Below are 20367 nucleotides of genomic sequence, written 5' to 3' on the forward strand. Positions count from 1 at the left end.
GGTATGTGTAGCAGCGCCAGAGCCTTACTGGGCGGTACTTTGACGAGGTTCAAACCCCCTCGTGAAAAACCCACTCCATCCCCACGCGCTCACCGCTACGCACGCGACTAATCGCATGCTTTAGCTTGACCCGGTAGTACCCATTCGCCCCTTCAACCGGACGCTGCCCGGTCGCGATAATCGCCGCATCGCCGAATGCAAGCGGCACGACCATCGGCCGCGACTGCATGCGCGGGCGCTGCTCGGTCATGACGAATTCGCCGCCCGTAAAGTCATGTTGCGGCTCGCATAGCAGCGCGACCATCTGAAACGGAAACACCCACTCGCCCTCGTCGTGGCGATGCAGCGCGAGACGATCGCCTGCCCGCAGCCGGCTCAAATGCGATTGCGGCCGATGCTGCCCGGCGCGGTGGTTTGCATCGAGAAACGCATCGAATTCGGCGGGAAAGCGTGCTTCGAGACCCGCCAGCGCATGCCAGCGGTTCGCCACGGGCACCAGCCACCGATAGAGCGCTTCGCGCCACGCATGCAAGAGCGGGGGCAAGCCCTCGTCAAAGTAAAGCCGTTCTCCGCTTCCAGGCTCATCCGGCACGAGCAAAACCGGTACACGCCTTTCGTCGAGCAACCGCGCGAGCGCGCGTGCTTCCCGCGAATCGAAACAACCCGGCAGCACGGCGTAACCTTCGGCGTCCAGTTGCGCAGTAACGGCGTCAATATCGAAACGCTCGATCATGGCGCGCGCATTCATGCCGGCTCCAACACCGATGCTGATGCCGAAGCTGCACGCGCATCGTGAAAGATCAGCCCGAGCGTATGGCGGGTCCCGCTGCGCACGACGCTCACGCCATGGCGCATCGCCACGCGGCGCACGCTCGCGCGCCCTTGCGCGCCCGGCGTCATGTCCGGCCGCTGATTGACGGCGAACACCACGGCATCGCCCTGCCCCAACGCGACGACATCGGCGTGCTGATCGCGGCTTCCCGTTTCGGTCATCACGAATTCGCCACCCGTGAAATCCTCGCCCGGCGCCGAAAGCAGTATCGCCACCTGAAGCGGAAACACATGATCGCCGTAAAGGTCCTGATGCAGGCAGTTGTAGTCGCCCGCGCGATAGCGGAGCATGAGCGGGGTGGGCCGCGTCTGTCCTGCTGCGTGGCAGCGCGCGAGAAATGCGTCGAGCGCGTCGGGATACTGCACGTCGAGACCCATTTGCCGGTTCCACCGATTGGCGACCGGCGCAAGGCGGCGGTACAGCGCGTGGCGCAGCCGTTCGAGCAGCGGCGGCAGCGGATAGGCGAAATACTTGTATTCGCCGCGCCCGAAATTGTGGCGCGCCATCACGATACGCGTGCGAAAGCAGTCGTCGCGCGCATAGAGCGCGGCAAGCTGCTCGCATTGTTGCGCCCGGAGCACGGACGGCAGCACCGCATTGCCATAGCGGTCGAGCGACTCGATTGCGTCGGCCCAGATCGCGTCAGCGCTTGTGGTCCAATTCATGGCCGAATTCGTGGCCCCATCCCTTCGATCAGCCAGTTCCGCATCGGTCATGTCTTGTTTCCGGTGGAAAATCGAACGAATCCAGTCTACCGGCGCGACAGCCGCAAGAAACTCCGCGCCTTGCGCTGCAATTCATGCGCGGCAAACTCGAACCACGGGGGAATGTTAGTATATGGCCCGCCTATGGCTTTGGTCATGGCGAACCGTGCGGGATTCAATCGAAACGCCCGCTACGTACCCATTATTTCCCTAATGTCCGCCTCCTCCTCCAACCGCGCGACCACGCTTGCGCGCGCAACCAATTCGCCGCGCTTCCTGTTGGCGATGATCTGCCTGTACGCATCCGCTGGCCAGCTCGCGATCGACATCTACGTCCCCGCGTTGCCCGCGATGGCGCGCTATTTCGGGACCTCGCCGCAAGCGATCCAGTCGAGCGTGTCCGGCTACATGGCCGCCTACGCGCTCGGCCAGCTCGTTTTCGGGCCCATCGCCGATGCATACGGGCGCAAGCGCGTGCTCGCGTTCGGGCTGGTGATCTACACGATAGGCTGCGTGCTGTCGCTCGCCGCGCCCAATCTGGAGACCTTCGTGCTGGCCCGCTGCCTGCAGGGCATCGGCATCGCCACGACCAACCTGCTCGCCAAGGCCATCATCACCGACTCGTTCAGCGGCAAGGCGCTGATGCACGTGTACACCTATATGTCGATCACGTGGGGGCTCGCGCCCATTGTCGCGCCGGTGATAGGCGCGCACCTGCAAACGTGGTTCGGCTGGCAGGCCTGCCTCGTGTTCCTGCTCCTCTATTCGCTCGGCATGTGGGCGGTGCTTTGGCGCTATCGCGAGACGCTGCCGCAGCCCGTGCATCTGGAGCCGCGCACGCTCATGGCGAATGCGGGGAAGGTGCTCGCGAGCCCGGTGTTCCAGAGCTGCTTTCTCGCGCAGGGGCTGTGCTACAGCATCCTGCTGGTGTTCAATATCGTCGGGCCGTTCATGGTGCTGAACACGCTGCACAAGCCGCCGACCTATTTCGGCTATCTCGCGCTCGGCATCGGCATGATGTATTTCCTCGGCGGCCTGTCGAACCGGCTGCACGGCCCGAACCTGCCGAGCCCCGAGTGGCGGCTGCGGTTTGGCTCGCGCGTGATGGCGGGCGCGGCGATCACGATGCTGCTGCTCTCGCTGACGGTGGGCCTGCAGGTCTGGACGCTCGCGGCGCCGGTGCTCGTGATGGGTTTGTGCGCGGGTGCGATGTATCCCACGCTGATGGCCAAGGGCAATTCGCTGTTTCCGCACATTGCGGGCTTGACGAGCGCGATACTCGGATGCGCGCTGTTGCTCGTGTCTTCGGCGATGATGGGGCTGGCCGGCTTCGTTTCCGTGCACGTGCTCGCGCCGCTTGCGGTGTTCTTCGTGATCCTCGCGCTCACGGTCGTCATGATGGTGAGCAAACTGCTGCGCTATCTCGAGCGGATGGAGTCCGAAGCGGCGGCGTGAAATCGCCAGTGTGAACGCGGACGGCGAGCACGCAGGAAGCGGGCTCGCCGGACAGCGCCTGCACTACTACGACGGCAAGGTTCCCGTCGAACCCTTCAGCAGGTCATATAGCGACGCCATCGGCAAATCGCCAATCTCGCTGCGGACGTAAGCGGTAAATGCGCGCTCGTACAGCGCGCGTCCTTCCGAAGAATCAATCGTCATATCGAAGCCACCCAGCACCAGTTCGGCAACCGAATCGGCTTCGAGAAGAATGTGCTCGGCTCTGTCCCTGTTCATGTCCACTCCTTGTTGCAGCATGCCCTCGAATTTTAGGGGATACAGCGCAGAAGTGGGCGTATCAATACGTCAAACCCAGACTCACCGTCCACCCATGGACATGAGGACCGAATAGCCAGGCTGCGCCCGCGCGCACGCGCTTCGACTGTGCGTCACTGCTCGAAAGCGGAAGTTCGAATCCGCCGCCAATGTTTGCCACTGTCGAGAACCCAAGCGCGTCGTGATTGGGCCCGAAGAATCCACCGTAACCGGCATTGACCACGTAATTCAACGGGCGCGCAAATAGCCGCGCGCCGGTCGGCGCCGAATAAGTCGACTGAATCGACCACGACCCGGCCGTTTCCCTGAATCGCAATAGCGGATCGGACTCGCCGAAACTCGAAATCCACGACCACGCGACATGCCCACGCACGGTCAAGGTGCGTTCCGGCGCCAGATTCGCCGACCATTCGAGCGCCGCGTTCGGCGTAATCAGCCAGGCATTCTCGTGCCAATTGAAGAGCGGCCCATCGAGAGCCGGTTGCAGACTGGTGGCCGCGCCAGCATACGAAGTGTCATTGAGCAGCCTGGCCACACTAACGTCCAGGCCCGGCTCGAAGGTAAGCCCATAACCCAGTTTGCTTTCCAGGAACAGGCCGCCGGTCGCACTGAACGCCGACCACTTGCTTGTGATGCTGCCCGCCGCCCCGTTCAGCGCGTCGCCAGTGAGTTCCCCCTTGTCACGAAAGTAGCCGCCTGAAACCCGCCAACCCAGACTGTTCCGATCTGAAAACGTGACCAGATTCCCCTCGTAGGGAACGCGGGTGACGTTGAGCGATTGCGGAGTGTCGCCGTCCGAAACGTCGAGATGCGCGGAGCTGATGTCCGGCGTCGCGACCAGATTGAGCATTTGCGCATAGCCCGAACCAAGACGCGCCGCCCCGATGATGTCCCGAACGGATTGGGCAGCAGCCGATGCTGCACACGTGAGCGTGAAAAGAACCACTAGACACCGACCCACACGGACCGGCACAACGCTGCGGTATTTTCCAGCCGACGATGGCATGCGGGGGAGTCTCTCCGTTTGGCGGGCCGAAGCGGACCTATTCCGGCCAATGCTCGCCAGCGAAATCAATGTACCTCAGGCAGCACCGGCGACAGGTCATGCGCGTCCGGCAGCCGCGTGGTTCGATATTCGTTGGGCGATTCGCCAAACTCTTTGCGAAACTCGCGGCCCAGGTGCGAAGCATCGGAGAATCCGCATGACGATGCAATATCGGCCACCGTGCGGTCCGAACTCGTCAACAACCACGAGGCCATGCGTAGGCGGATCTGCCTCGCATAGGCGCCAGGAGAGCGGCCCGTCTCCGTAGTGAACAGCCGTTCGAGTTGCCGAACCGATACTTCGAGCCGGCTCGCAAGATCCGGCAAGCTCAGCGGCTGGCCGATATGCTGCTCCATCAGCAAAATGGCGCGCCGGACCTTGGGATGCGTGGCAGGCTCAAGGCCCGGTGGATGTGGCTGGGGCGCGTTGCCTTTCTGCGCATCGTCCACCAGCAGAATACGCAGCGCCTTGCGCACGATCGTGGCCTCCACGTGGCGCAACAGGATGGCCGCCGCCACGTCGATCGACGCACGGCCGCCCGAGCACGTAATGCGCCGCCGGTCGATCACGAACAGCCGGTCGGCAACGATTTCGTGCTCGTCCACATGCGGGAAGCGCTCGACGAAATCCCAGTAGTGAAACCAGCTTACGCAAACCCGATAGCCGCTCATCACGCCGGCGCGCACCAACGCGAACGCACCCGTGCAAACGCCCACGAGGGTGGCCGGCGTGTCGGCCATGGCGCGGATAAAGGCGAGCGTCGCACCGCTGGCCGAGGGTCCCGAATGCAGCAGCCCGCCCACGATCACCACGTAATCGAATTCCTCAGCCTCGCCGAAGGTCGACCACGGCGTGATCTGAATCCCGCAACTCGCGCGCACGGGCACGAGATTTTCTCCCACGATGGTCCACGAGCAGCGCACGGGCCGGCTCATATCGCCCTCGTCGCTTGCGAGGCGCAGGAGGTCCACAAAGCCGGAGAATGCCGTCAAGGTGAAATTGGGCAGCAGCACGATGCCGAAGCGCAACCGCTTCGGGTTTCGGGCCTCGCTCTCAACGCTGTGAATCAAATGGTTCGTCATGGGAGAACGCCTGCATCAATGCATTCCAGATAATTCGGAGCAGTGGAAAATCCCCAGAATTCTACGGCCCCGGTGGCGTGATGCAAGATACACAAAATCGCCGCCTATACAGGCGAACCCTAAATTTCGATACGCAACCGCCGTTAAAGACAGGCGATTTGCGAGAATCATCTTATGACGACAACAAGAAAGGCCATACGAATATGGGCACGATAGCCTGGTGGAAACCTGGAAAAAAGAAGCTTGGCCTACTCGGAGCAGGATCGCTCGCGACGGCCCTGCTGCTTCATTTCGATGGCCGGGGAACGTGGTTCATCCCGCTCGATATTGCCTATCGCATGAATAACCAGGCGGTACACGAATCGCTTTCGATCAAGGTGGCGCTCATCACGACGCTTGTCGCTCTGGCGCCCGCCGTCATTGCAACGTTGCTGGCGGCGGGAATTCGCGGCCGCGCGCAACGACGGCATTGCATCGAGCTCATGATGCGCCCGATGGACACCAACGAGATCCCCGATGCGTTCCCCCCGCACATGTGGCTCAATTCGCCGAAGGGCGTGCTCGGTTACATGTATTTGCTTGAGATTCTGTCCGCAAAAGCAGGAGCTTCGATCTTTTGCACGGTCGTCGGCGTCTGCATCTACCTCATCACAGAGGGGCAGCCTGTCTACTTTCTGCTATTCGCCAGCGTGCTGCTCATGTACGCGATCTGCGTCTTTCCTGCATTCGTGAAATGGGTTTTCGCGTTCGGTTACCGGCACGGAATCGATACGAAGCAGCGTTATCTCCGCAGACGGCTCTGGCGAAAATTTCGCGCGAAGTGCCCATTCGCGTTGATCTAATCGCCGCGCTGCGAGTGCTGCCACGTGCGTATGCTGAAAGCGCATGGCAAAAGCCCGCCCGATGAAATGGGGCGGGTCATTCGCAAAAACCGGGGCGTTGCTCGCAATTCAGCAACCCCGCAGGGAGGGAAAGGATCTGGCTCGAGGGGCGCGAAAGTGCGCCCCAAGGGGCCAGGACCTGCTCACACCAATAACAGGCCCTAAATTAATGCCCATGCGCCGCGCGCCATCCGGCACGCTTTTTCGGCTGCTGACCGGGCGTGCCGGTATGGAAACCTGCCGAGACGATAAAAAGAATCCCGGCGAACGGCCAAACGAAGGTGGCAAAGACGAAGCTAAGCCAATACGCATCTTGTGGAGGGTACGCCTGGAGCGCCCAAACCAGGCACGCAACTGGCAATATCAGCAGACACAACGCTGACCGGTTCAGAAAAACAGCGGCCCTTTCATTCTTGAGCGTCTCGCCTTGCATGCCTACCTCCATAGGGAATGGCACTGAGACATAGAGTCGCACGGCAGCCGCCGCACGCAAACTTGGTGAAATCCCTGACACGCGCCTTTCGACAGAATATGCGGCTATGCAGCAAATATTGTGGCGGCGCATCAACCAGGCATGACTAATTGATCGGTGCCCCAAGGAAATCGCACGAAGGCTATTGCACCGCGTGGTATCGAGTATCCAGATCGAGCAGCAGATTCGTCACGAACGCCATTTCCCGATCGCGGGACAGTTTGAATCCGAGCTTGCGTGCGAGACCGCTCATCGCGCCGTTCTCGCTCAACATGGTGCCGAGCAGCCGCTTCACGCCCGAGCGCGCGGCAAGGTCGACAAGGCTCGACATCAGCGAATAGCCCAGTCCCTGCCGGTGCCATGCGTCGTCGATCACGATCGCGCATTCGGCAATATCGAATTCATCTTCGTTCATCGCATAGCGCGCGACGCCGATTAGCTGCTCGCAACCATCGGCCAAAATCGTTGCGATTACCGCGCCTTCGCGCTGGCGATCGATATGGGTCCAACGATACAACTCGCCCTCGGTCGGCACTCGCCCCGACATCAGCCGCATGTAGCGGCTCTGTTTCGACAGCCGATTGACGAAGCCGCGTTCGATCTCCAGATCGCCGCATTCGATGGCGCGCAGGAGCACCGACGTTCCGTCGTTCGCTTCCCAGACGTGACGGATGCTTTGCGCCGGCGCATCCGGCACAACGCCTTGATAAGAAGTCCGATCGATACCGGTCGCATTCATCCCTGCCTCCGCCTTGTGTTCCCGCCCGTTTCCGTTCGGGGTTCAAGCGAAGCCGCCACAAACAGGCGCTTCATGTTGTGTCCAGTCTAGCAATGCGCTCGTTGCTACCCAAGCGGCGCCGGATCAAAGCGGTTTTTCATTCGAATCAATAATGCCGATTATTGTTCAATCATGAATGCCGCATTCGTCGTTGCCCTCTTACTCCGCCGCGTGACGTTTTCTACAGTTGCATCAAACCCGGATGACGCTTATCCGGCATCTCTCAAGGAACCAACGTCATGATCGTCGACCCTTCCACTCAAGACGCCGCCGCGAATTACAAGTTACTGATCGGCTCGATTCTGCCGCGTGCGATTGCGTGGGTCAGCACCGTTTCCCGCGACGGCGTCGCGAATCTCGCTCCCATCTCGTTCTTCACCGTGGTCGGACGCAAGCCGCCGATGGTGTCGCTCTCGATGCAGCCGCGCTCCGATGGCGTCACGCTCAAGGACACCTTCGTCAACATCCGCGACACCGGCGAATTCGTCGTCAATATTCCGAACCTCGAACTCGCCGACGCGCTGCATCGCAGCGCATTCGAATTCCCTTCCGATGTCGACGAGTTCGACGCCGTCGGCCTTGAAAAAGCACCTTCGCTCACGGTCCGACCTCCTCGCGTGAAGGCTGCGCCCATCGCGTTCGAATGCCGGCTCGAGCGGATCATTCCGATTGGCGACCACCACGATCACGTGATCTTTGGTGAAGTCCTGCGTTTCCAGATTCGCGACGATCTCTATCTCGACCGGGGCCGCATCGACACCGCCGCGCTGCAGGCGGTCGGCCGCCTCGCCGCCGAATATACGGTCACCCAAAACGCGTTCACGACACCGCTCGATCCGCAAGTGCTCGCGAAACTGCAGAACAAACGCATGGGGCGACTCGACGGCCTCGAAGACGGATATTCCCCCATCGACGCGAAGAACTGGTCGGCTTCCGGCGCTACGCGCCCAGCCATTTGACCCAGCAGGAGAGCAGCATGAATTCGACTCATTCGACCCAACCCGTGCTCGTATTCATCCACGGTTTTCTCGACGGCGCCGATGCGTGGGACGACGTCGTCAGCGAGCTTGGCGCGCGCGCCAGCAACGCGCTGTGCGTCGATCTTCCGGGGATGGGGGCGCGCGCAAGCGAACCCGGTCCGTATAGCCTCGAGCGTTTCGCAGACGATGTCGCGACTCAGGTACGCGCGCTATCGGGTCCGCGGCGTCCGGTCGTGCTCGTCGGGCACAGCATGGGTGCGCAGATCGCCGAGCTTGTTGCGGCGCGGCTCGGCGAGCAGGTGCGCGGCCTCGTGCTGCTGACGCCCGTGCCGCTACGCGGCGCCGGCCTGCCGCCCGACGTGATCCGTGCATTCCACGCGGCCGGCGGCAATCCGGCTGCGCAGCGCGAACTGCGCCGCAGCCTGGCGGCGAACCTCGACGACGCACAACTCGAACGCCTCGGCCAGCTCGGGGACCGCGTCGCTCCCGCAGCGGTGGGCACATTCGCCGATCTGTGGAACGAGGGTCATCCGGAGGGTCCGGAGCCCGCCCGCTATCGCGGCCCCGTGCTGATCATGCGCGGCGAAGGCGACGCGTTCATCAATGCCGATCTGATTGCATCGGGCGTGACACCGCGCTTTGCATCGCCCGAGGTCGTATCGATCGAACGCGCGGGCCACTGGCCGCATGTCGAGCAAGCGGTTGCGGTCGTGCATGCGCTCCAATCGTTTCTCGCGAACGTCGAATCGACATCGGTTACACCACAGGGATGGACGCGCGCATTCGAGCAGAAGTCCGAGGACACGTTCAGCGATGCGTTCGCGCCGGAAGTCGTGCTCGAAGCCAGCGTGCTCGCAAGGCCAGTCGCGGGCATCGAGCGGGTGAAAGCCATCATGACCACGGCAAGCAAGATCTATGAGGCGCTCGCCTTCACGCATGAAGCGCGCAAAGACTCGCGCGATTATCTCGAGTGGGAAGTCCTGGCCTTCGGCGGCGAACGCATGCGCGGCGTCACCGTGCTCACGAAAAACCCCGCTGGCAAGATCGTTCATATCGCGATCCACCATCGCCCTCTCGGCGGCGCGCTCAAATTCTCGGCAGAGCTTGCGCGTCGCCTGAACGGGCAGATCGACGCAAGTTTTTTCTATTCGGGCGCGTAACTCGCGCCCATCCAGGAGATCGAAAATGATCAATCGCACCGACGTGGAGTTCGAAGTCGATGGCGGCATCAAGTTGCGCGGCTGGCTGTTCACGCCGCCCGGCGAAGGACGCCACCCGGCCATCACGATGGCACACGGCTACGCCGGCATCAAGCAGCACGGGCTCGAACCGTTCGCGAGCGCGTTCGCCGAAGCCGGCTTCGTGGTGCTGCTGCACGACCATCGCGGCTTCGGCGCAAGCGAGGGCTTGCCGCGTCACGACATCGACCCGTGGCGCCAGATTGCCGATTGGCGGCGCGCGATCAGCTTCCTCGAAAGTCTCGAATACGTCGATTCGGCGCGCATCGGTCTGTGGGGAACGAGCTATGCGGGCGGCCATGCAATCGTGCTTGGCGCGACGGACCGGCGCTTGCGTTGCGTCGTGGCCCAGGTGCCGACCATCAGCGGCTACGAACAAGGGCTGCGCCGTATTCCGCCGGATCAGGTCGCTGCAATCGAGGAAGCGTTCTCCGCCGACGAACGTGCTCAACTGCGCGGCGAACCGCCCCGCCGCCAGGCCATCGTCAGCGCCGACCCGGCGGTGCCTGCCTCGTATCGCGCGAAGGACGCGATCGACTTCTATCTGCAACCGCTGCCCGAAGGCGCGTGGCAAAACGACGTGACCGTGCGCTCGACGCGCGCCGCACGCATGTACGAACCGGGGCACTGGATCGCACGCGTCTCGCCGACACCGCTGCTGATGGTGGTCGCAACGCGCGACGCGATCACGCTGACCGATCTCGAACTCGCGGCCTACGAACGCGCACTGCAGCCGAAGCAACTTGTGACGATCGAAGGCGGCCATTTCGACCCATATTTGTCGCAATTCTCGCGTGCAAGCGAGGCCGCGATCGCGTGGTTCCGTCAGCATCTCGCATAACACTCAGGATTACGAACAAGGATATTTCCATGTCCCATCTTACTGTCCATTTCGACAACGGACTCGCGACGATCATCATCGACCGCCCTCCGCAAAACCGCATCGACGATCAGATGATCAACGAACTCGCCGACGCCGTCACCGCAATCGAGCGCAGCGACGCGCGCGCGGTGCTCTTGCGCAGCGTTGGAGAAAACTTCTCGTTCGGCGGGGACATCATGACCTGGCCGGACGCGAGCCTGCGTGAACTGCAGGCCCGTTTCGAGCACTACCTGTCCGTGTTCAACCGCTTCGAGAATCTGCCGATACCGGTCATCGCGGCGGTTCAGGGGCTGTGCTTCGGCGGCGGCTTCGAGCTCGCCTTGCGGGCCGACGTGATCTTCGCGGCCGAATCCGCGCGGTTCGGGCATCCGGAGCAAACGCTCGGGATCGTCACCGTGCTCGGCGGCATTTATCGGGTCGCGGAACGCGCGGGGCACGCGCGCGCATCCGAGTGGGCGCTCACATCCGAGAAAGTCCCCGCGACGACGATGGAACGCTACGGCGTCGTCAATCGCGTCGTGGCCGATGAGGAACTCATGGCGCAAGCGTCCGACTTCGCGCGTAAGGCCGCTGCCGGCCCCACTCGCGCTTATGCGGCGCACAAGGCACTGTTGCGCATCTGGGCGGAAGGCGGCGTTGCGGTCGCGGATAGAGCCATGTCCGGCATCGCCATGCCGCTGTTCGAAACCGACGACGCAAGACGCGGCATCCGCTCGGCGGTCGATGCGCTCAACGAAGGGCGGCCGCGCCCGGCGATGGACTTCAACGGGCGCTAACTACCCGCTGTCACCCCGCTGCGACCCACAGGCCGGTGGATTGCGGTTTAATGGCAACTCATCTCTCTACGGGAGTGGCGCGCCATGGACCGCATCGCTGCGATGACCGCCTTCGTCCGCGTCGTGGAAGCGGGCACCTTCACGAAGGCCGCCGATACGCTCGACATGCCGAATGCGACGCTGACGCGGCTGATCCAGAAGCTCGAAGAAGACCTCCAGGTTCGCCTGCTGCATCGCACCACGCGCTCGGTGACGGTCACGCCGGAAGGGGCGATCTATTACGAACGCGTCGTGCGCCTGCTCGCCGACCTCGCCGAAATCGAATCGTCGACGACCCACGCCCGCGCGAAGCCGTCCGGCAAGATTCGCGTGGATACGGCCGCCGCAATCGGCACGCTGGTGCTCATGCCCGCGCTCGCCGGCTTCTACGACGCCTACCCCGATGTCGAGATCGAACTCGATATCGGCAACCGGCGCACCGACCTGATCGCCGAAGGCATTGACTGTGCGATACGCGCGGGAGAGGTCGACGAGCAGTCGCTGGTTGCGCGGCAGATCGGCAGCTTCGGCTTCACGACCTGCGCGACGCCCGCACTCCTCGCGGCGCACGGCACGCCCGCCTCGCCGGAGCAATTGCGCGATCTGCCGACGCTCGGCATGATCCCGTCTCGCGGCGGCCGCTCGCTGCCATTCCAGTTTTCGGACGACGGCAAGAGAAACGATCTCGCGCTCGATCATCGGCTTGTCGTGAACGATACGAACGCCTACCTCGCAGCGGGGCACGCGAGCCTCGGCATCATTCAGGCGCCATCCTATTCGGTGCGCGACGCGGTCGCAGCAGGCACCCTCGTGCCGATACTCGAAGAATGGCAGCCCCGCCCTAATCCGATTTATGTGATCTATGCGCCCAATCGCTACCTGAGTGCCAAAGTGCGCGTTTTCATCGACTGGGTTATCGAATTGTTCGAGCGCGACGAGTATCTCAAACGCCGTTAATTTCGGCGTCGCGGATCTTGCACAGGAGTCGCTCGATGCCGGCGTCATACAGACCGAAGCGCTCTAGCGCTTGCACGGTCGAGTCGAAATAGTCCTGCGAAGTGCCAAGCGGGCCACGGCCTGTACGGATCAGATGCGCGACCCGCTCAAGCGAGTATCCGCCGAGGTAGCGGCTATGCAAGCGGTTGACGACGAACGTGAGCGCGCGAATCGACTGGTTGCCAGACTTCGCCGTGATCCATTCCGGTTCGTACGAATCGGACAGCATTTCGCGACGCCATAGCAATCGCAATTCCGATTCGACCTTGGCGGCGTCGATTCGGTACAGCACGCCATCACACAGGCCGCCGCGGTCGAGCGCGAGCATTGCGCCGGGTTGCTCGGGCGTGCCACGCGCAGCCACTAGCCGCAGGCAGAACGCCCGATGCCAGCCGTCGATTCGCGCGACAGACGTACCGGCGAAATCGAGCGCCGGATTCCACATCAACGAACCGTAGCCGAAGACGTGGAGATCGCGTCCGCGTTCATGATGCTCGAGCGTGGCTTCCAAGGTGCGTTCGAGTTCCGCGTCGCTTCGAACCGTCATACCGGGCGGCGGATCCGCGCGCAACGCTTGAAGCAACGTGCCTCGCGCCAGGCGCTCGCGCGTGATCTCGTATTCGGGATCGGGAGTGTGTCGATCGTCGGACATGGGTGGGAAGGCATATTCGTCGTTGTGGTGAAACGACTGTAAGCCGCGCTGCCATGACGAGGAAGCGGGGCGCAAACAATGCGCTTTTGTCGCGAACGAAATAGTGCGCGCGGCACAGCCGTTCAAGCACTGTTGTTCAAGACGGAATATTGAATTGGGATGGCGGGCATTTATTGCGTTGCGGTTCGCTCCTAAGCTTCGCTCAACGACTGAAACACAAGTCGCCTTGCCCAATATTCCGGAGGTGATCGTCATGAAAGCCCTGATTCAAGCCATTGTCATTGCATCGGCCCTCGCAGCACCGGCCCTCGCTTTTGCTCAGGAAGCCCAACCGCTGACGCGCGCACAGGTTCGCAACGAACTCAAGGAACTCGAGCGCGCCGGATACAACCCGATGGATTACTACTACATGGAAAGCCTGCAGGCCGCCAAAGAAAAAATCGCGCGCCAGCACGATCATTACGCGCAGGCCGATGTATCCAGCCGCAAGTAGATTCGACTGGCCGATTTAATAACGAAGTCACTCGTGGAAGGATGAACCGCCCCGGGAATCGTGGACCGGCAAACGTACGCATTAGTGGATGAACTCACCACCCGCAATGGATGCGCGAGTTGATGCAGTCAGAGAGCGGACAGTAGCCGGAGCTGATGTTCGCTCTCAATCCCTTGAACCAGTGCGTAGGCCCGCATGTCCATGCGCTCAACGATCGAAACGGATTCCAGGCCCGAAAAATCGTTCCACGCGTCGTCCGCGATTGAGGTCGGCGTGCCGCGGGTTCTCGCGAACGCGCGCAGGAGAAGGCTTGCCTCACGGCGCAGAACATGGCGGTTAGCATTCAGAACATACGGTGCACAGCCAGCGCGTAAAACGAGGTAGTGCGGAATCGCGTCGCGATCACTTTGCATGGAGGCGGTACCCGTTCGGAAGAATGGAGGCGCACAGTTTCGCGCGCCGCTGCGGCCGGCCGATGCGTCTACTTGACAAAATCAGCGGATGCCACGCCAGCAGCACTTTCACATGTCCGCGACCGAAGCCCCGCTCACCTTTCCGTCGATAATGTCCTTTCCCTGCTGCCAGGCGGCACGCCTTGCCGTGCCGAAGTCGGTGAGCGCGTGGGTTCGGTCCAGCCTGAAAACACGGCTTTCGGCGGAGGTTGCTATCGCCCCAGGGCGAGATATGCGTACCGCAATGTCATACCCTTCGGCGTAACGGGAATGTCCGTCAAACCGACTGAATGTGCGGGCGAAGACGAGGGGATGAAGTTCATACCCCTTGTAGAGAAGAAGCTGCTGTGCCGGCATTTTGCTCACTCCACGGGGGACGACTCACTATACCCTGAAACGATCAGCGTAGGGGGAGCGTAGACCTACCCTCGTGAATTCAAACCTACGCTAAACGCGAAGCCCGCTCAGAGGGAGAACGGAAGTTTGAACAGGAGCGGGTTGACCAATGAAACTGGATTCACCGCTCAAGAAAGGGCCTCAACTTGTCAGCGTTACCGGGATCCCTCAGTGTGCGCATCGCCTGGCTCTCGATCTGGCGGATCCGCTCCCGGGTCACGTTGAACTGCTTGCCTACCTCGCCAAGCGTGTGGCCGGTGGTCGTATCGAGCCCGAAACGCATCCGCAGGATCTTGGCCTCCCGGGGCGGAAGTCCGTCCAGGGCCGCATCGATTGCGGCGCACATGTTCGCATGAATCGCTGCCTCGGCCGGTGAGCCCGCGGCGACATCTTCAATCATGTCTCCGAGCGTCGCGTCCGCATCGTCGCCCACCGGAGTTTCAAGCGACACGGGTTGCCTCGCGGCCCTGAGGAGGCCTCGCACTTTATCCTCAGACATCTCCATACGCGTGGCAAGGAAAGCGGGATGCGCACTCTGTCCCGTCTGTTGCTTGATTTCGCGAGACATGCGGTTCAGCTTGTTGATCATCTCGATCACGTGCACCGGGAGGCGAATGGTTCGCCCTTGATCGGCAATCGCACGCCCGACAGCCTGCCGGACCCACCATGTGGCATACGTCGAAAACTTCCAGCCACGGCGGTATTCGAACTTGTCCACCGCCTTCATCAGACCGATATTGCCTTCCTGGATGAGATCCAGGAACGGCAAGCCGCGATTCACATATTTCTTGGCGATTGCAATGACGAGACGAAGATTCGCTTCGATCATCTCCCGCCTGGCTTGCCGCATTCTCAACTCCGCGGCGCCCATTGCGCGGTTGATCTCCTTGAGTTGCTGCAGCGGCAGCGAAACCCTCGCTTCGATGTCGGTGAGTTTCTGCTGCCCGGCCTGAATGGCAGGCAGATGTCGCTCGAGCGCCGCGCCAAACTGGCATGAATTAGCTGCCACGCGGCTCGCCCATTGAGGGTCGGTCTCGTGGCCCGGGAACGACTCGACAAACGACTCGCGAGGCATACCGCAGCGGCCAACCGCGATCTCGAGGATACTGCGCTCGATCGCACGAACCTCCGTAACCTGTTCCTGCACGCTGGCACACAGGCGATCAATGATTTTCGGCGTAAAGCGGATCGACGTCAGTTCGCGCTGGACCTCCACGCGCACTCGCGCATCGACTACGGGTCCTGGGTTCCCGCTAGCAGGCGCATTCGGCATCTGCTCGAAGAGTGCCCGCACACGAGCGAAGACTGCGAGACTGTCGTTCGTGAGCTGCTCCAGACGCGCTGCGTGCGCTGCCTCGGGATCGCCGGCGTCCGCTCCAGCTTCGTCACCATCCGGGTCATCGCCGCATACGGATGGTTCCGCTTCATTTTCTTCGGAGTCCAGCGTCCTTGCGTTCCCGCTCACGTCGTCGCCGACGCCAGCGACCAGTTCATCGATACGCAGGTCTCCGGCAATGACGCGGTCTACATCGGCAAGAATGGTGGCCACGACCAACGGACATGCGGCAATCGCCTGAATCATGTCCTGCATGCCGCACTCGATGCGTTTCGCGATCTCGACTTCGCCGGCTCGGGTCAGCAGCTCTCTGGCTCCCATCTCTCGCATGTACATCCGCACCGGGTCTGTCGTGCGGCCGTATTCGGAATCGATGGTCGACAGTGTGGCTTCCGCTTCCTCGACCGCCTGATCGTCGGATGCCACGGCGGACGCGGCGCCGCTCAACAGGAGCGTCGCCGCGTCCGGCGCTTGCTCGTACACCGCCACGCCCATGTCGCTGAACGTGCTGACAATCGCTTCCATCGCGACAGTCTGCGCAAAGTCGTCTGCCAGGTGATCGTTGATGTCCACGTGCGTGAGATAACCGCGCTCGCGGCCAAGCGTGATCAGTGCGCGCATCTGGCGTTGTCGCTCTTCATCCTGTCGTGCGATTGCCTCTATGTCTCGCGGCACTTCGACGGCGCGGGGCTTTCCCTTTGCCGCGTGGCGGCTGGCCTTTGGTGCAATCGCGATCACGGGGGATGCTAAATCGTCACGAACTGGATTTGCCAATACGTTCTCCTCGACAGGTTGGCTGACGATCGTCGCAGGCAGGACGGCAGATCAAGTTGACTGTCGGGGTGCAAACGGAATCGTGAAATGACGCTCGGACAAACGAGGCTGGGACGCCCCGGCGGGATCCGGAGCGCAGAATGGGGGAATCCTAAATAATACCGGACGTCGTCATGTGACGCAACGTGCAATACGAATATCGACCTGGCAGCACAGGTGGCGACACGGGCGGAAGGGGCGGGAAAGGGCGGAAACGACGCACCAGCACGGACGCCCGACGTCCCACCCTGCGTGTGCGCGAGCATCCGGCCCACAAGCGGGCAATGCGGACAGGGCGACCCTCCGGCGGCAGCCTCAAACGGAGATATCTTGACTTTGAACGCAATCCTGGGTAACGTGGTCCGCTGAAGTCTTCAAGAAGCGCGATTGATGCTCATCATTCACCGCACGCTGCGGTATTCGCTGTCCTCTCCCTCCTTGATCCTTTCTCTCCGCGTTCTTCGGGAGCGCACCTACATCTGTTCATTTTCAGGAGAATTCCATGGACACCGGTACCGTAAAGTGGTTTAACGACAGCAAGGGTTTTGGATTTATCACGCCCGACGCGGGTGGCGATGATCTGTTCGCACATTTCTCGGAAATTCGCGGCGACGGCTTCAAGACCCTCGCAGAAGGCCAGAAGGTCAGCTACGAAACGAAGCGCGGCCCCAAGGGCATGCAGGCATCCAACATCACCCCGCTGTAAGTCATCTGCGCCTGTGCCGCCACGATGGCGGCACAGGCGACGCTCTCTCCCGAACAGGATTCACTGGTCATCTCGTGGCACGTTGGCGAAGCCGCCAGCCGCCCGCCGTCGATGCCCCGCATCCCGTTCGGCCAGTCTCTCCGGCGAGATGACTGGCTCCAGCCGCTTCAACAAGCCCAAAGTGCAAAATCCTGGAGCCAGGCGCTACCGCGGTTACGCGGTCAGGCCCTCGGCTCACCGTCTTCCTGACGGTTGCCTTTCTTCGAACCTCACACTTACACACGCGTGCGATCGCTAAAAACGTTCGCGTTACGAGTTTTATTCGCCCGGCTATTTCCCCACCGAAAAGGAAGCCCTGGGCTTTTCAGATCATTGGGGACACGACTGGATCGACACCCGGGGCCAATCGCATTTCGGCATCAGGCCTTCCCCAAGGCGGGCGCCAACCCATTGCTCTGCCCCGTTTACCGCATAGAGAGTCGTGTCGGCCGAACATCGATTTTTTGTATTGATTTGCACTCCGTATATTCCACAGAAAGCGGCCGTGCATATTGGTCATCACGCGTCTACCCACCACCTGGTTCGTCTTCCAGCACCGCAATACGTGCGGAGCGCAATATTCAACTATCGTAATTGCGCTTACTGCCTGGACGGGCACACATACCACACACCCGAGGCACCTTCGTGGCCGTTGAACGCGCAACACAGCCGCGGCCTGATTCAGCGAATACGGCTGCGGAAAAAGAGCACGATGACAATCAGGTAGATTGCGACGATATCGTTCAAAAGGATTGGAGCCACAAGAATCCGAATTTCCGCAATCAGAGAATGGCGAGCCGGTGCTTGTCACAATTTTCAGGATGCCGCCGCGCCATCAGTCCGAAACGCCCCGTACGCAGGCGCTGAGCAGTGCTCCTCAGAAAGTCACCTGTTAGCGATTGCGATTGCCCTTGCTTTTCTGCAGTAAAGCGCGCACGCTCATAACGGTCGGTGTGTTTGTCGCCAGCGGCTCCGCATCGACGTCGTGCGAGTCCTTCAGCCAACACGGCTTCCCGAGGCGCAATATGACGGTCCCGACAGCAGTTTGGGGCGATTAACATCTTGCGCCGTCCAGTTGGCGTTCGCCCTGCATTAATTCTGCTTGCCGGACGGTTGAAACGTTTCTCCGAAAATTGGCCGGACCGTGCCGATTTCAACGAGTAATCAGACCCGGCGACACTCCGTGATCTTCAGGAGCACGAAACGTGGGTTGCGCCGTGAGGACGGCCCGACATTCGGCGCGCCGTAACGTGTGCCGACGTAAGCTCGCAATTGGAGCTCTCTTTTTAAATTCTTATGGAGTCAACATGCGCGGACGAACCAAAGTGTACTCAGCTTCACCCACCAGTCCGAGTGACTTCGCCAGTACGCAGAAGGCGCGCGCCGCTGCCCTGGAGAGGGCGGACAACGAGCGAGCCCAGCGGCGCCGTGATAATGACGCCCGCCTCGATGTCAACGCCAGCAAGTGGCGATACGTCTGTACCAGCAACTAGTTCCCGCGCAGGCCACGTATCGACTCTGGAGTGATGCGTGTCCGGCGGTACTGGATCAATCCAGTCACGTTGTCTCCTTGCAAAATAAATCGCGACAATGCACCCCGATAAGCCGAGAATGGTGACATGCAGCTGCTCGCGCGACTGAATAAACAGGAGAAATATGATGGCAAAGAGTCAACTGCGTGGTAACCGCGAGGCAAAGAAGCCCAAGCAACCCAAAAAATTGCTGTCTCCTGATGTAGCGGGGGCGTGGCCGACACCGTCGAAAACCACTGCAACCAGCAAGCCAGAAAAAAAGAAATAACCCGCTTCTTGTGGGTACTCCTGGCAGAGTCATGAGGGGCGCCTCATCTCATCGCTCCACTCAGCAAGACTAGCGGCACAATCGCGAACGTATCGCTCACCCCGATAACCCGCATGAATGGTACGTACGCGTTGCGAAACAGCTTGTCCGATGATCGGATAAGGAATAAGCGTACCGCGCAGCGAATCAACCGTAAGCCTGGCATGACGCCCCCTCCAGTTGAACGTTCGGACGGCACCTGGCATGACCGTGCCTGACGTGATGCGAGTGCGTCCGCCATCACCCCAAACGCGAGCACTTCTGCGCCGATCGCGACAGCAGGGGACACTGTACCGGCCTGATGCCTGTCCTTCTACCCGAAAGATCAGGATGAACGATTCGCTCACACACAGTCCGCGCCCACGCCCGGACACAGCGATCAGAGGAAAGGGGGCGAACAATGGAAATGAAGAAAGGAAATTCGAGGCGGGTGGCTAGCGCCGCATGTCGCCAGCTTTATATGGCCGAACTCGCGCGTGGCGGTTCATACATTGCCAGCACCCTGTCCGTCACCAGTGAGCGGGCCGCGGTCCTCGACGTCGTGAGGGAATTTTGTGGTCGGTACGGAAGCAACGATCTCACCGTATTCATGGAGTTACTGGCGCAAGTACTCGAAGGACGAAACCGCGCAGCCGCTGCGAACGTCATACGCCGCCTCGTGGCCGATACGAAACTGGCGTCCAGTAGCGCAAGCTAGCCCCTGATCCTACCCTCCCGCCCGTACAGGATTTGCCCGCCAGTGCAACCGGGTTCGCGCTCCCCCCGACTAATTGGGCGCTAACGTCAACAGAACGTCGGCGTACCACGCGTGGTTCAGACCCAGGCTCTCATCGAGATCTCTATCGCGTGCTCCCATGTCGACGGTCGACGAGTGAACGCCAAGCAGTATCCACGGCAGCGATGGCGCCGCGCCGTCCGCATGCATCAACGCGGCGCTCGTCACCACAGGCGCGCCGCTCCCGCCACGGTGCGTTCGCGCCGTCGCAAATCAGCCATACCGGCTATCCATGTTCAAACCCGGACCACCCCAGAAACAAAAAACCCGCGCGGCTTAACGCCAACGCGGGTTTCAGGATTCCGGCGGAAGATGCCGGAACAGATCTTGGTGCCAGAGCGGGACTCGAAAATACGCCTCAATCGCCCTACTGTAACCGTTCCATTG

At 61.3% G+C, this 20367-nt stretch carries 22 protein-coding genes and 2 pseudogenes; 11 read left to right on the forward strand and 13 right to left on the reverse strand.

All coding sequences use genetic code 11. The features are described from left to right. Positions 1 to 49: 49 nt before the first annotated feature. Both HV773_RS13305 and HV773_RS13310 read right to left on the reverse strand, forming a co-directional pair. Positions 50 to 748 (reverse strand): 2OG-Fe(II) oxygenase, encoded by a 699-nt coding sequence (locus tag HV773_RS13305; protein ID WP_129563603.1) that lies wholly within the window; start codon positions 746 to 748, stop codon positions 50 to 52. Next, positions 745 to 1497, reverse strand: coding sequence for a 2OG-Fe(II) oxygenase (locus tag HV773_RS13310; protein WP_129563604.1), 753 nt, complete (start codon positions 1495 to 1497; stop codon positions 745 to 747). Before HV773_RS13310 ends, HV773_RS13305 begins: the two co-directional genes overlap by 4 nt. A 252-nt stretch (positions 1498 to 1749) precedes the next feature. Between HV773_RS13310 and HV773_RS13315 the strand changes: the two genes are divergently transcribed. Further along, positions 1750 to 2991, forward strand: a complete 1242-nt coding sequence (locus HV773_RS13315) for a multidrug effflux MFS transporter (RefSeq protein WP_129563605.1) — start codon at positions 1750 to 1752, stop codon at positions 2989 to 2991. Positions 2992 to 3057: 66 nt separating this feature from the next. Here HV773_RS13315 and HV773_RS13320 read toward each other — a convergent pair whose 3' ends face one another. The 3 genes from HV773_RS13320 to HV773_RS13330 form a co-directional block, all read right to left on the reverse strand. Further along, positions 3058 to 3270 (reverse strand): hypothetical protein, encoded by a 213-nt coding sequence (locus HV773_RS13320; protein WP_129563606.1) that lies wholly within the window; start codon positions 3268 to 3270, stop codon positions 3058 to 3060. Between the two features lie 61 nt (positions 3271 to 3331). Next, entirely contained in the window at positions 3332 to 4159 is an 828-nt protein-coding gene (locus tag HV773_RS13325) for a hypothetical protein (protein WP_175195300.1), read from the reverse strand. 221 nt (positions 4160 to 4380) lie between these two features. Continuing rightward, positions 4381 to 5436 carry a GlxA family transcriptional regulator gene (locus HV773_RS13330; RefSeq protein ID WP_129563608.1) on the reverse strand — a complete coding sequence of 352 codons (1056 nt, stop codon included), beginning with the start codon at positions 5434 to 5436 and terminating at the stop codon, positions 4381 to 4383. Positions 5437 to 5516: 80 nt separating this feature from the next. Between HV773_RS13330 and HV773_RS13335 the strand changes: the two genes are divergently transcribed. Further along, on the forward strand, positions 5517 to 6278 hold the full coding sequence (locus HV773_RS13335) for a hypothetical protein (RefSeq protein WP_129563609.1): 762 nt from the start codon (positions 5517 to 5519) through the stop codon (positions 6276 to 6278). A 205-nt stretch (positions 6279 to 6483) separates the two neighbouring features. Here the strand turns inward: HV773_RS13335 and HV773_RS13340 are convergent, their stop codons facing one another. Next, positions 6484 to 6750: a hypothetical protein gene (locus HV773_RS13340; RefSeq protein ID WP_129563610.1), complete on the reverse strand. Its 267-nt coding sequence runs from the start codon at positions 6748 to 6750 to the stop codon at positions 6484 to 6486. A 181-nt stretch (positions 6751 to 6931) separates the two neighbouring features. Beyond that, positions 6932 to 7528: a GNAT family N-acetyltransferase gene (locus tag HV773_RS13345; protein WP_129563611.1), complete on the reverse strand. Its 597-nt coding sequence runs from the start codon at positions 7526 to 7528 to the stop codon at positions 6932 to 6934. Positions 7529 to 7806: 278 nt separating this feature from the next. Between HV773_RS13345 and HV773_RS13350 the strand changes: the two genes are divergently transcribed. The 5 genes from HV773_RS13350 (at position 7807) to HV773_RS13370 (ending at position 12440) form a co-directional block, all read left to right on the forward strand. Continuing rightward, the gene (locus HV773_RS13350) at positions 7807 to 8526 is read left to right on the forward strand and encodes a flavin reductase family protein (protein WP_129563612.1); all 720 of its coding nucleotides are present in this window, start codon (positions 7807 to 7809) and stop codon (positions 8524 to 8526) included. Between the two features lie 17 nt (positions 8527 to 8543). Then, positions 8544 to 9707 carry an alpha/beta fold hydrolase gene (locus HV773_RS13355; protein ID WP_129563613.1) on the forward strand — a complete coding sequence of 388 codons (1164 nt, stop codon included), beginning with the start codon at positions 8544 to 8546 and terminating at the stop codon, positions 9705 to 9707. 25 nt (positions 9708 to 9732) lie between these two features. After that, positions 9733 to 10626: an alpha/beta hydrolase gene (locus HV773_RS13360; RefSeq protein WP_129563614.1), complete on the forward strand. Its 894-nt coding sequence runs from the start codon at positions 9733 to 9735 to the stop codon at positions 10624 to 10626. A gap of 29 nt (positions 10627 to 10655) precedes the next feature. After that, on the forward strand, positions 10656 to 11444 hold the full coding sequence (locus HV773_RS13365; RefSeq protein WP_129563615.1) for an enoyl-CoA hydratase/isomerase family protein: 789 nt from the start codon (positions 10656 to 10658) through the stop codon (positions 11442 to 11444). Positions 11445 to 11528: 84 nt separating this feature from the next. Then, positions 11529 to 12440: a LysR family transcriptional regulator gene (locus tag HV773_RS13370; RefSeq protein WP_129563616.1), complete on the forward strand. Its 912-nt coding sequence runs from the start codon at positions 11529 to 11531 to the stop codon at positions 12438 to 12440. On the opposite strand, the gene HV773_RS13375 is transcribed toward HV773_RS13370, so the two are convergent. Continuing rightward, positions 12427 to 13131, reverse strand: coding sequence for a gamma-glutamylcyclotransferase (locus HV773_RS13375; protein WP_129564418.1), 705 nt, complete (start codon positions 13129 to 13131; stop codon positions 12427 to 12429). The two genes, HV773_RS13370 and HV773_RS13375, sit on opposite strands and share 14 nt — an antisense overlap. 253 nt (positions 13132 to 13384) lie before the next feature. Here HV773_RS13375 and HV773_RS13380 point away from each other — a divergent pair, with 253 nt between their 5' ends. After that, positions 13385 to 13624 (forward strand): DUF4148 domain-containing protein, encoded by a 240-nt coding sequence (locus tag HV773_RS13380; protein ID WP_129563617.1) that lies wholly within the window; start codon positions 13385 to 13387, stop codon positions 13622 to 13624. A gap of 128 nt (positions 13625 to 13752) precedes the next feature. Here HV773_RS13380 and HV773_RS13385 read toward each other — a convergent pair whose 3' ends face one another. From HV773_RS13385 to rpoD, 3 genes are all read right to left on the reverse strand, one after another. Then, positions 13753 to 14037, reverse strand: coding sequence for a hypothetical protein (locus HV773_RS13385; RefSeq protein ID WP_129563618.1), 285 nt, complete (start codon positions 14035 to 14037; stop codon positions 13753 to 13755). A 108-nt stretch (positions 14038 to 14145) separates the two neighbouring features. Further along, the gene (locus HV773_RS13390) at positions 14146 to 14433 is read right to left on the reverse strand and encodes a hypothetical protein (protein WP_129563619.1); all 288 of its coding nucleotides are present in this window, start codon (positions 14431 to 14433) and stop codon (positions 14146 to 14148) included. Positions 14434 to 14593: 160 nt separating this feature from the next. Further along, the gene (gene rpoD, locus HV773_RS13395; protein ID WP_129563620.1) at positions 14594 to 16582 is read right to left on the reverse strand and encodes an RNA polymerase sigma factor RpoD; all 1989 of its coding nucleotides are present in this window, start codon (positions 16580 to 16582) and stop codon (positions 14594 to 14596) included. Between the two features lie 541 nt (positions 16583 to 17123). On the opposite strand from rpoD, the gene HV773_RS13400 reads away from it, so the two are divergent. Together HV773_RS13400 and HV773_RS36830 are read left to right on the forward strand one after the other, a co-directional pair. Then, positions 17124 to 17327, forward strand: coding sequence for a cold-shock protein (locus HV773_RS13400; protein ID WP_028207638.1), 204 nt, complete (start codon positions 17124 to 17126; stop codon positions 17325 to 17327). Between the two features lie 181 nt (positions 17328 to 17508). Next, positions 17509 to 17730 (forward strand): annotated as a pseudogene (locus HV773_RS36830) (hypothetical protein); the annotation flags it as partial. Positions 17731 to 18047: 317 nt separating this feature from the next. Here HV773_RS36830 and HV773_RS37515 read toward each other — a convergent pair. After that, positions 18048 to 18152 (reverse strand): DUF3096 domain-containing protein, encoded by a 105-nt coding sequence (locus tag HV773_RS37515; RefSeq protein WP_129564419.1) that lies wholly within the window; start codon positions 18150 to 18152, stop codon positions 18048 to 18050. 1453 nt (positions 18153 to 19605) lie between these two features. Between HV773_RS37515 and HV773_RS13415 the strand changes: the two genes are divergently transcribed. Further along, positions 19606 to 19902 (forward strand): hypothetical protein, encoded by a 297-nt coding sequence (locus HV773_RS13415; protein WP_246282279.1) that lies wholly within the window; start codon positions 19606 to 19608, stop codon positions 19900 to 19902. A 69-nt stretch (positions 19903 to 19971) separates the two neighbouring features. Here HV773_RS13415 and HV773_RS37520 read toward each other — a convergent pair. Beyond that, positions 19972 to 20184 (reverse strand): annotated as a pseudogene (locus tag HV773_RS37520) (serine protease); the annotation flags it as partial. Between the last annotated feature and the right edge of the window lie 183 nt (positions 20185 to 20367).

Source organism: Paraburkholderia caffeinitolerans (assembly GCF_902859945.1).
GTDB lineage: Bacteria > Pseudomonadota > Gammaproteobacteria > Burkholderiales > Burkholderiaceae > Paraburkholderia > Paraburkholderia caffeinitolerans.

Coding starts and splice junctions, on each gene's coding strand:
- HV773_RS13305 (WP_129563603.1), bottom strand. CDS start 748: ATGAATGCGCGCGCCATGATCGAGCGTTTCGATATTGACGCCGTTACT.
- HV773_RS13310 (WP_129563604.1), bottom strand. CDS start 1,497: ATGAATTGGACCACAAGCGCTGACGCGATCTGGGCCGACGCAATCGAG.
- HV773_RS13315 (WP_129563605.1), top strand. CDS start 1,750: ATGTCCGCCTCCTCCTCCAACCGCGCGACCACGCTTGCGCGCGCAACC.
- HV773_RS13320 (WP_129563606.1), bottom strand. CDS start 3,270: ATGAACAGGGACAGAGCCGAGCACATTCTTCTCGAAGCCGATTCGGTT.
- HV773_RS13325 (WP_175195300.1), bottom strand. CDS start 4,159: ATGCTCAATCTGGTCGCGACGCCGGACATCAGCTCCGCGCATCTCGAC.
- HV773_RS13330 (WP_129563608.1), bottom strand. CDS start 5,436: ATGACGAACCATTTGATTCACAGCGTTGAGAGCGAGGCCCGAAACCCG.
- HV773_RS13335 (WP_129563609.1), top strand. CDS start 5,517: ATGCAAGATACACAAAATCGCCGCCTATACAGGCGAACCCTAAATTTC.
- HV773_RS13340 (WP_129563610.1), bottom strand. CDS start 6,750: ATGCAAGGCGAGACGCTCAAGAATGAAAGGGCCGCTGTTTTTCTGAAC.
- HV773_RS13345 (WP_129563611.1), bottom strand. CDS start 7,528: ATGAATGCGACCGGTATCGATCGGACTTCTTATCAAGGCGTTGTGCCG.
- HV773_RS13350 (WP_129563612.1), top strand. CDS start 7,807: ATGATCGTCGACCCTTCCACTCAAGACGCCGCCGCGAATTACAAGTTA.
- HV773_RS13355 (WP_129563613.1), top strand. CDS start 8,544: ATGAATTCGACTCATTCGACCCAACCCGTGCTCGTATTCATCCACGGT.
- HV773_RS13360 (WP_129563614.1), top strand. CDS start 9,733: ATGATCAATCGCACCGACGTGGAGTTCGAAGTCGATGGCGGCATCAAG.
- HV773_RS13365 (WP_129563615.1), top strand. CDS start 10,656: ATGTCCCATCTTACTGTCCATTTCGACAACGGACTCGCGACGATCATC.
- HV773_RS13370 (WP_129563616.1), top strand. CDS start 11,529: ATGGACCGCATCGCTGCGATGACCGCCTTCGTCCGCGTCGTGGAAGCG.
- HV773_RS13375 (WP_129564418.1), bottom strand. CDS start 13,131: ATGTCCGACGATCGACACACTCCCGATCCCGAATACGAGATCACGCGC.
- HV773_RS13380 (WP_129563617.1), top strand. CDS start 13,385: ATGAAAGCCCTGATTCAAGCCATTGTCATTGCATCGGCCCTCGCAGCA.
- HV773_RS13385 (WP_129563618.1), bottom strand. CDS start 14,037: ATGCAAAGTGATCGCGACGCGATTCCGCACTACCTCGTTTTACGCGCT.
- HV773_RS13390 (WP_129563619.1), bottom strand. CDS start 14,433: ATGCCGGCACAGCAGCTTCTTCTCTACAAGGGGTATGAACTTCATCCC.
- HV773_RS13400 (WP_028207638.1), top strand. CDS start 17,124: ATGGACACCGGTACCGTAAAGTGGTTTAACGACAGCAAGGGTTTTGGA.
- HV773_RS13415 (WP_246282279.1), top strand. CDS start 19,606: ATGGAAATGAAGAAAGGAAATTCGAGGCGGGTGGCTAGCGCCGCATGT.